The organism is Variovorax boronicumulans NBRC 103145 (assembly GCF_001591345.1).
Classification (GTDB): domain Bacteria; phylum Pseudomonadota; class Gammaproteobacteria; order Burkholderiales; family Burkholderiaceae_C; genus Variovorax; species Variovorax boronicumulans.
The window spans coordinates 1-8564 of sequence record NZ_BCUS01000178.1 but is presented as its reverse complement, the minus strand read 5'-3'; the positions used below and the strand labels follow the sequence as shown (position 1 = coordinate 8564).

At 70.3% G+C, this 8564-nt stretch carries 7 protein-coding genes and 1 pseudogene; 3 read left to right on the top strand and 5 right to left on the bottom strand.

Annotated features, from left to right (window positions below):
- Positions 1 to 326 (top strand): annotated as a pseudogene (locus VBO01S_RS32865) (hypothetical protein); the annotation flags it as partial.
- Here the strand turns inward: VBO01S_RS32865 and VBO01S_RS29560 are convergent.
- From VBO01S_RS29560 to VBO01S_RS29540, 5 genes are all read right to left on the bottom strand, one after another.
- Positions 305 to 925, bottom strand: a complete 621-nt coding sequence (locus VBO01S_RS29560; RefSeq protein ID WP_062482275.1) for an HD domain-containing protein — start codon at positions 923 to 925, stop codon at positions 305 to 307. The pseudogene VBO01S_RS32865 and the gene VBO01S_RS29560 sit on opposite strands and share 22 nt — an antisense overlap.
- 5 nt (positions 926 to 930) lie before the next feature.
- Positions 931 to 2034 (bottom strand): lytic murein transglycosylase B, encoded by a 1104-nt coding sequence (mltB, locus tag VBO01S_RS29555; protein WP_062482271.1) that lies wholly within the window; start codon positions 2032 to 2034, stop codon positions 931 to 933.
- Between the two features lie 74 nt (positions 2035 to 2108).
- Positions 2109 to 4130, bottom strand: a complete 2022-nt coding sequence (locus tag VBO01S_RS29550; RefSeq protein WP_062482267.1) for a transglutaminase TgpA family protein — start codon at positions 4128 to 4130, stop codon at positions 2109 to 2111.
- A gap of 13 nt (positions 4131 to 4143) precedes the next feature.
- Entirely contained in the window at positions 4144 to 5124 is a 981-nt protein-coding gene (locus tag VBO01S_RS29545) for a DUF58 domain-containing protein (protein ID WP_062482265.1), read from the bottom strand.
- Positions 5121 to 6041, bottom strand: coding sequence for an AAA family ATPase (locus tag VBO01S_RS29540; protein ID WP_062482262.1), 921 nt, complete (start codon positions 6039 to 6041; stop codon positions 5121 to 5123). The genes VBO01S_RS29545 and VBO01S_RS29540 overlap by 4 nt, the downstream gene beginning before the upstream one ends.
- An 89-nt stretch (positions 6042 to 6130) precedes the next feature.
- Here VBO01S_RS29540 and VBO01S_RS29535 point away from each other — a divergent pair, with 89 nt between their 5' ends.
- The gene (locus VBO01S_RS29535) at positions 6131 to 7084 is read left to right on the top strand and encodes a histone deacetylase family protein (RefSeq protein ID WP_062482261.1); all 954 of its coding nucleotides are present in this window, start codon (positions 6131 to 6133) and stop codon (positions 7082 to 7084) included.
- 39 nt (positions 7085 to 7123) lie between these two features.
- Complete coding sequence (locus VBO01S_RS29530; RefSeq protein WP_062482258.1) at positions 7124 to 8413, top strand: mechanosensitive ion channel family protein; 1290 nt, start codon at positions 7124 to 7126, stop codon at positions 8411 to 8413.
- Positions 8414 to 8564 lie beyond the last annotated feature (151 nt).

Below are 8564 nucleotides of genomic sequence, written 5' to 3'. Positions count from 1 at the left end.
GCCTGCGCGTGACCAGCCGGCGCGGCGCGTGGGAGGCCACGCGCGCGGGGCTGGCGCAGCTCGACGCGGGCTTGCCGATGCCCTTCACCTTCATGCAAGGCCAGCCCGCGCTGATGCTGGCCGAGGTCGGCCGCAGCCTCGACTGGCAGGGCGACGCGAGCTTCATGCTGTGCCGCGATCTCGCGCGGCCGCTGGCGCTGTCGCAGCTGGGCGCGGGGCGCGACGGGCTGCTGTTCGGGGTGGTGGAGGAGACGTTCGGCGACGTGCCGCCGCGCTCCGAATGGTGGCGGCTGGTGCCGACGGCTCAGCTGGAAATCGAGCGCTGAAGGTTCTCGCGCGCCCGTGCTTCGAGCAGTGCGTGCAGGCGCGGCGTGGCGTAGATCGCCGGGCGAGCTAGAAAGCGCTGGAGGATCGCGCGCCGGCGCGGCAGGCGAATCTCCTCGGGAACGAAACCGTATTCCGCGTGCACCTGGCGCTCGTATTCGTCGAAGCGCGCACGCTCGGCGCCGAGGATCGACAGGTCGATGTCGATCAGCAGCTCGGCGTCGCGGCCTTCGGGCACGGCGTCGTGGCGTGTGGCCATGACGAGTGCGTGGACGCGGTCGGCCGACGCATCGCTCGCACCGGTCGCCTGCAGCGCCTGCCGCGCCCAGTCGGCGCTGCGGGCCTCGTTGTCGTGGGCATGCACGTCATAGATGGCGTCGTGGAACCACAGGGCCAGCGCCACTTCGCCGGGGCGTTCGGCCAGCGCCTGCTCCTGGTCGAACCACGCGAGACATTCGCCCAGGTGCTGCATCGTGTGGTAATGGCGCTGCGGCTCGCCGTAGCGGCGTTGCAGTTCGAGCCGCAATGCGTCGTCGGGCGTGGCCACGCCGAGCGCCTGCCAGGCGGCGGTCCAGTTCGCGTGCAGCGCCTGCGGTGTCATTGCTGCTATTGCTCCATCGCGGCCTTGACCTCCTGGCCGAGGTCGAGCACCGACATCGCGTAGTAGCTGCTCCAGTTGTAGCGCGTGATCACGTAGAAGTTGCGCGTGCCGGCGACGTAGGTCGGCGGCGCGTCGAGGCCGTTCTGCAGCTCGATGAGCGCCAGCAGGCCCTTGTGCTTCAGGCCTTCGCCCTCGGGCACGGCACCGGCCGCCACGAAGCTGTCGGCGCTGAAGGTCGGCAGGATGTCGGGCGCCAGCAGCAGCGCCTTCTTCAGGCGCGCTTCCTCGAAATGCACCGGATAGATCGACGGCATGCCGGGCGTCCAGCCGAAGCCCTTGAAGTAGCTCGCCACCGAGCCGATCACGTCGACCGGGTTGTTCACGAGGTCGATGCGGCCGTCGCCGTCGAAATCGACCGCGTACTTGGCGATGCTGCTGGGCATGAACTGCGGCATGCCCATGGCGCCGGCGTAGCTGCCCACGGGCGTGAGCGGGTCGTCGGCGGTGCGGCTTTCGGTGCTCAGGAAACTCTCGAGCTCGCCGCGGAAGAAGGCGATGCGCTCGGCCGCGCGCGGATGGCCTTGCGGGAAGTCGAAGGACAGCGTGGCCAGCGCATCGATCACGCGGAAGTTGCCCATGTTGCGGCCGTAGATGGTCTCGACGCCGACGATGCCGACGATGATTTCCGGCGGCACGCCGTAGGTGGCCTCGGCGCGCGCGAGCGTCTCGGCGTTGGCGCGCCAGAAGCGCACGCCGGCCGCGATGCGCACCGGGTCGATGAAGCGACTGCGGTAGGTCTGCCAGTTCTTCACCGTGCCGACGGGGCCCGGCAGCATCAGGCGCGGCACGTTGGGCAGGAAGCGCGCGGCACCGATGGTGGCACGCACCCAGTCGCGGTCGAGGTTGCGGCGCTGGGCGACGTCGTCGGCGAACGCCATGGCGTCGTCGCGCGTGGCGTAGGGGGTGCTGCCACGCACCGGCGTGACGGCGGGGCGGCCATTGGCCTGGGGCTTCTGGGCCAGGGCGCCCGTGGGCCAGGCGACGCAGGCGGCGAGGAGGGCGGTGGCGGCCACTGCGGCGCGCAAGGGCGTGGGGAAGGCGTGTGACATGGGCACGATTGTGCCGCCCGTGCGCACGCGCACTTTTGGGGGACACATGTGGTTGCAGCCGCGTGGCCTGCGTGTCAGGCCCGCGGCGGCGTGGGCGGCCACGGCAGCCGGCGGAACTCGGCGCGCAGCGCGGCGAGCGAGGCCGGGGTGGTGGGCGCGTAGCGCTGGGCTTCGAGCTTCAGCAGCCAGTCGCGCACGGCCTGCGCGGCGGGTCCGAAGCGGGCGTCGGCCGCCTGGGCCATCTGGCGCGGCGGTGCGGTTTCGGGAAGCGGCAGGCCGGCCTTCGCTAGGCGCGCACGCGCCCGGCCCAGCAGCCGCAGCCACGGGTCGTGCTGGCTGCGCTCCCACAGCGTCCAGCCGGCGCCGGCCAGGCTTGCGGCCACCAGCAGGTACAGCAGCACGTAGGCCAGGTCTTCCAGGCTCGGGGCGTTGAAGCCGATGCTCTTCAGCAGGTCGAGCTGGCGGCTCTGCGTGTAGTTGAGCACCCACTGGTTCCAGCCGTTGTTCACGGCCTCCCAGGCGGCGCGCAGGTTCTGCACCAGCGTCGGGCTCATGACGCCGATGGCGCCTGCGAACAGGCCGGGCTGCGGCGTGAGGCGCTGGAACTGCCCGATGCGCCCCGGCGCGACCGAGCCGGTCGGGTCGACGCGCACCCAGCCCGCACCCTCTTGCCACACTTCGGCCCAGGCGTGCGCGTCGCTCTGGCGCACCACCCAGTAGTTGTCGACGTTGTTGAGCTCGCCGCCCTGGTAGCCGGTGACGATGCGCGCCGGGATCTGCAGGTTGCGCATCAGCACCACGAAGGCGGAGGCGATGTGCTCGCAGAAGCCTTCCTTGCGGTCGAACCAGAACTCGTCGGCGGTCTCGTTGCCGTACACGCCGGGCTCCAGCGTGTAGGTGTAGCCACCGGTGCGCAGACGTTGCAGCGCGGCCTGCACGAAGGCCTGCGCATCGGCGCCGGCCAGCGTGGGGTCGGCGCGCATCTGGGCGGCGAGCGCGGCGGTGCGCGGGTTGCTGCCGGGCGGCAGCGCCAGGTAGGGCTGGAGCCGGCCACCGGTGCGCACGATCGGGCCGCTCTGGAACTGTGGATGGCTCTCGGCGCGGTAGCGCACGAGGTCCATGATCGGCCGGTTCACGAACCACTGCAGATCGGGTGTGCCGGTGACCTCGTAGCCGGGCACCTCGGGCGCACGTGGCGCGGCGTCGAGCGTGAGCAGCCACGGGCGCTGGCTGGCCTCGAGCGTGACCTCGTAGCGCACCGGCTCGCCGCGCGTGCGCAGGTTCGACACCGACTGCCCGCTGCGCGCCCAGGTCGGCAGCGCCGTCCATTCGCGGCCGTCGAACTGCGCCAGCACGGGGCCGCGGAAGTACAGCTGGCTCTGCGGCGGCGCGCGGTTGTCGTCGAACTTGATGCGCGCGGCGATGCTCCCGTCGAGCGCCAGCTCGGCGATGGTGCCGACCCGCATCGTGTTCGACAGGCCGGTGCGCCCGGCCATGGCGTCGCCGGGCGTGCCCCACAGCGGCGCGAAGCGCGGGAACAGCAGGAACAGCGCGAGCATCACCGGTGCCCCCGCCAGCGCCATCCAGCCGGCCATGCGCGCGGCCTGCATCAGCGGCGGCCGGCCCACGGGCATGTGGGCGTTGACCAGCGCCGTCAGCAGGCCCAGCAGCGCCAGCAGCATGGTGAAGGCGGTGAGCAGCGACTGCGAATAGAAGAAGTTCGTGAGCATCGCGAAGAAGCCCAGGAAGAAGACCACGAAGGCGTCGCGCCGCGCGCGCAGCTCCAGCGTCTTGAGCGCCAGCAGGCACACGACCAGCGTGACGCCCGCGTCGCGGCCCAGCAGCGTGCGGTGGGTGGCGTAGGTGCCGGCCAGCGCCAGCGCCAGCAGCGCGATGCGCCACCACTTGCTGGGCAGCGGGCGCGCCTGCACCGCCAGCGAGGCGCGCCACAGCAGCACCATGGCGGTGATGGCCGAGCACCACCAGGGCAGCTCGTTCACCTGCGGCAGCAAGATGAGGCCGATGACGCACAGCAGGAACAGCGTGTCCCGTGCGTCCCTCGGCAGCGCGGTGAGTTCGCGTACAACCCGGTTCATGCGGCGACCCCGTTCATGCGCACAGCGCCAGCGCCTCGAGGCAGGCGCGCCGGTGCGCCTCGCCCTGCGACGGTTTCACCGTGCGGCCGGCGACGCGCACGCCATAGTCCACGCCCAGCCGGTCGGCCATCAGCACCCAGGCGCACAGGCGCGACAGGCGGGCCTCGGTGTCGGGCAGCGCGGCGGCGTGCGCGTCGAGCCAGAGTTCTTCGCGCTGCGTGTGCTGCGTGTCGCGGCTCACCAGGTCTTCGGAGCCGTTGGCCTGCGCGCGGGCGGCCTTCTTCCAGACCACGAGCTTGAGCGGATCGCCGCGCCGGTAGGCCCGCACGCCGTCGTACTCGCCCGCGTTCTGCGCCCGCATCGCGGCCGACGCGGCGGCTGGGCCGGACAGGGGTTCGCCCGGCGGCAGCGGCGGCGGATGCGCTTCGGGCGTCGGGTACACGAGCAGCTGGGCGGCCGGGCGCCAGACCGTCCAGACGCGGAAGGTGCCGAGCGGAAAGCGCGTCTCGGCGGTCAGCGGCGGCACCGGGTGCAGGCCGCGCCGCTCGGGCTGGAAGGCGATCTCCACCGTGGCCGTGCCTTCGGCGGGCACGTCGGTCCAGGCCCACTGGCCGCTGCCGCGCACCGCCATGCCGATGCCGTAGCGCACGCTGCGCCGTTCGTTGTGCAGCACCACGCGCAGCACCGCTGCGGCGCCGGCGAACTGCGCTTCGGGCGGCACCATGCGCAGCGCCAGCCCGCGCAGCGTGGCGTGGCACACATGCATGCCCACCGCGACGCTGCCGGCCAGCAGGAAGGTCAGCAGGTAGCCCAGGTTGAGCTGGTAGTTGATCGACGCGACCAGCAGCACCAGCAGCGTGGCCGCCAGCGTCCAGCCGGCGCGCGTGGGCACGATGTAGACGTTGCGCTGGGTGAGTTCGAGCGTGTCCGACGGGGCCCGGCGCGAGAGGAACCAGCCGTCGATGCGCGAGCGCAGGACGCCGACAGGGTTCACGGCAGCGGCACCTCGGCGATCATGGCGCGCACCTGTTCGACGGCGCCACGGCCCGCGTCGCCCACGGGCGTGAGGCGGTGCGCGATGGTCTGCGGCAGCACGGCCTGCACGTCGTCGGGCGCCACGTAGTTCCGGTTGGCCAGCAGCGCCTGCGCCTTGGCGGCGCGCAGCACGGCGATGCCCGCGCGCGGCGACAGGCCTTGCAAAAACCAGCGGCCCGAGCGGGTCGCGGCGATCAGGTCCTGCAGGTAGTTCAGCAGCGGCTCGGCCGCATGCACCTGCTGCACGCGCTGCTGCAGGGCGGTGAGTTCGCCGGCGGTCAGCATCGCGGGCAGGCCGGCGAGCATCTCGCGGCGGTCGGCGCCGGCCAGCAGCTGGCGCTCGGCCGCGCGGTCGGGGTAGCCCAGCGAGATGCGCATCAGGAAGCGGTCGAGCTGCGACTCGGGCAGCGCGAAGGTGCCGAGCTGGTCCTGCGGGTTCTGCGTGGCGATCACGAAGAAGGGCGAGGGCAGGGGGCGGGTCTCGCCCTCGACCGTGACCTGCTTTTCTTCCATCGCCTCGAGCAGCGCGCTCTGGGTCTTGGGGCTGGCGCGGTTGATCTCGTCGGCCAGCAGCACCTGCGCGAAGATCGGCCCGGGGTGGAACACGAAGGCCTGCTGGCCCCGGTCGTAGATCGCCACGCCTGACAGGTCGCCCGGCATCAGGTCGGCCGTGAACTGCACGCGCGAGAACTGCAGGCCGAAGGTGTGCGAGAGCGCATGTGCCAGGGTGGTCTTGCCGACCCCCGGCACGTCCTCGATCAGCAGGTGCCCGCCCGCCAGCAGACAGGCCACGCAGTCGCGCACCTGGGCCTCTTTGCCAACAATCACCGTGTTAAGCTGACTCAGCAAAGTGGCTAGCTTCGCAGCAACGTCCATATTTGTATCCATATGCAAACGATACCGTAAGACCTTGCGGCCCCATGCTGCGTGAGGTCTAGACGCGACGACACGAGACACGGCGAGAGATGGGCAAGACAGGCTACTTCACGCATCGCGACTTCTGGAAGCACGACATGGGCAACGGGCATCCCGAATGCCCCGAGCGGCTGGATGCCATCGAAGACCGGCTGCTGTTGACCGGCGTCGGCGACGCGCTGGCGCGGGGCGAAGTGCCTCTGGCCACGCTGGAACAGATCACCCGGGCCCACAGCCACGCGCATGTCGAACACCTCGAGGAACTGCAGCAGCGCCTCGTGGCCGACGCGCCCGCCGGCGGCCCCGACCATGCGCAGGTCGACCCCGATACCGTGCTGACCCGCTTCACCCTGCTGGCCGCGCGCCGCGCCGCGGGCGCCGCCGTGGCGGCCACCGACGCCGTGATGGCCGGCGAGATCGAGAACGCCTTCTGCCCCGTGCGCCCGCCGGGCCACCATGCCTGCCGGGAGCAGGCCATGGGCTTCTGCTTCTTCAACAACGTGGCCATCGCCGCGCGGCACGCGCTCGAGGTGCACGGCCTGGACCGCGTGGCCATCGTCGATTTCGACGTGCACCACGGCAACGGCACCGAGAACATCCTGTCGAACGACCCGCGCGTGCTGATGGTCGGGTTCTTCCAGCACCCGTTCTATCCGTACAGCGGCACCGAGCACCCGGCCTCGAACATGCTGAACCTGCCGATCCCGGCCTACACCAAGGGCATGGACGTGCGCGAGCTGGTCGAGGCGATCTGGATGCCCCGGCTCGAGGCCTTCAAGCCGCAGATGGTGTTCATCAGCGCCGGTTTCGACGCCCACCGCGAGGACGAGCTGGGCCAGCTCGGCCTCAACGAAAACGACTTCGCCTGGATCACCGGCCGCGTGCGCGATGTCGCCAAGCGCCATGCGCGCGGGCGCATCGTCTCGCTGCTCGAGGGCGGCTATCACCTGGACGCCCTGGCGCGCAGCGTGGAAGCGCACATCCGCGTGCTGGCGGACCTGTAACCCGGTTGGCGCCCGCGGGGCGTCCTGTTTCTTTCACCGATGAATTTCAATTTCGACGACTTCCTCCAGCGCCTGCGACAGGTCGACGCGCACGGCCTGGGCATCGAACTCGCCGTGCTCGTGACCTGCGTGGGCGTGGCATGGGCGGTGTGCAAATGGTTCGGGCGCGACCAGCCCAAGGATTCGATCTGGTTCGGCGAGCGCACCTTCGACGGCCTGCTGTTTCCGCTGCTCGCGCTGGTGCTCACCGGCATCGCACGCCGCGTGGCGCTCGATGTGCTGCCCGTGGTGCTGGTGCTGCGCATCGCCGTGCCGGTGTTCCTGTCGCTGGCGGTCATCCGGCTGTTCGCGCGGGTGCTGCGGGCCGTGTTCCCGACCTCCAGCCTGGTGCGGCTGATCGAGCGCACCATCTCGTGGCTGGCCTGGATCGCCGCCGTGCTGTGGATCGTCGGGCTGCTGCCGCCGGTGCTGGCCGAGCTGGACGACATCACGCTGGCCTTCGGCAAGACCCGCGTGAGCCTGCAGACCATCATCCAGGGCGCGCTGTCGGCGGGGCTGGTGCTGATGATCGCGCTGTGGATCTCCAGCACCATCGAAAAACGCATCCTGCGCGAGGCCGTGAGCGACCTGTCGATGCGCAAGGTGGCGTCGAATGCGGTGCGCGCCTTCCTGCTGCTGATCGGCCTGCTGTTCGCGCTGTCGGCGGTGGGGGTCGACCTCACGGCGCTGTCGGTGCTGGGCGGCGCGCTCGGCGTGGGCCTGGGCTTCGGCCTGCAGAAGCTGGCGGCCAACTACGTGAGCGGTTTCGTGATCCTGCTGGAGCGCTCGATCCGCATCGGCGACAACGTGAAGGTCGACACCTTCGAAGGCCGCATCACCGACATCAAGACGCGCTACACGCTCATCCGCGCGGGCAACGGGCGCGAGGCCATCGTGCCGAACGAATCGCTGATCACCGGCCGGGTCGAAAACCTGTCGCTGGCCGACCGCAAGTTCAACATCACGACCAACATCGTGGTCGGCTACGAGAGCGACGTGGCGCAGGTGCAGGGCATCCTGTGCGACGCCGCCAAGGCCCAGCCGCGCGTCATGACCGACCCGGCGCCCGTGGCCTACCTCGTCACCTTTGCGCCCGATGGCCTGGAGTTCATGCTGAACTTCTGGGTCGCCGACCCTGACAAGGGCAAGGACAACGTGCGCTCGGCCATCAACATCGCCATCCTCGAAGGGCTGCGCGCTGCCCGCATTGACATTCCCTATCCGCAGCGGGTGTTGCGAGTGGAATCTTTGCCGGCGGGAGTGGCCGCAGCGCCTCCCGCTGTTTTATAATCACGGAAAAGCACGATCGTTCTTTTTTTTGAGCCCTCGAGGCCGACAAGAAGAATGGAGAGGCAGCCAAGGCCGGCGTCCTAAAATGGCAGGCTGCTCTCGAAGCCCCCCTTTTTGCAATCCAATGGAGTCAAGTCAATGAAGGTTCTTG

Bases quoted from the DNA above. Each gene is read 5' to 3' on its own strand.
- VBO01S_RS29560 (WP_062482275.1), bottom strand. From the start codon at position 925: ATGACACCGCAGGCGCTGCACGCGAACTGGACCGCCGCCTGGCAGGCG.
- VBO01S_RS29540 (WP_062482262.1), bottom strand. From the start codon at position 6,041: ATGGACGTTGCTGCGAAGCTAGCCACTTTGCTGAGTCAGCTTAACACG.
- mltB (WP_062482271.1), bottom strand. From the start codon at position 2,034: ATGTCACACGCCTTCCCCACGCCCTTGCGCGCCGCAGTGGCCGCCACC.
- VBO01S_RS29530 (WP_062482258.1), top strand. From the start codon at position 7,124: ATGAATTTCAATTTCGACGACTTCCTCCAGCGCCTGCGACAGGTCGAC.
- VBO01S_RS29535 (WP_062482261.1), top strand. From the start codon at position 6,131: ATGGGCAAGACAGGCTACTTCACGCATCGCGACTTCTGGAAGCACGAC.
- VBO01S_RS29550 (WP_062482267.1), bottom strand. From the start codon at position 4,130: ATGAACCGGGTTGTACGCGAACTCACCGCGCTGCCGAGGGACGCACGG.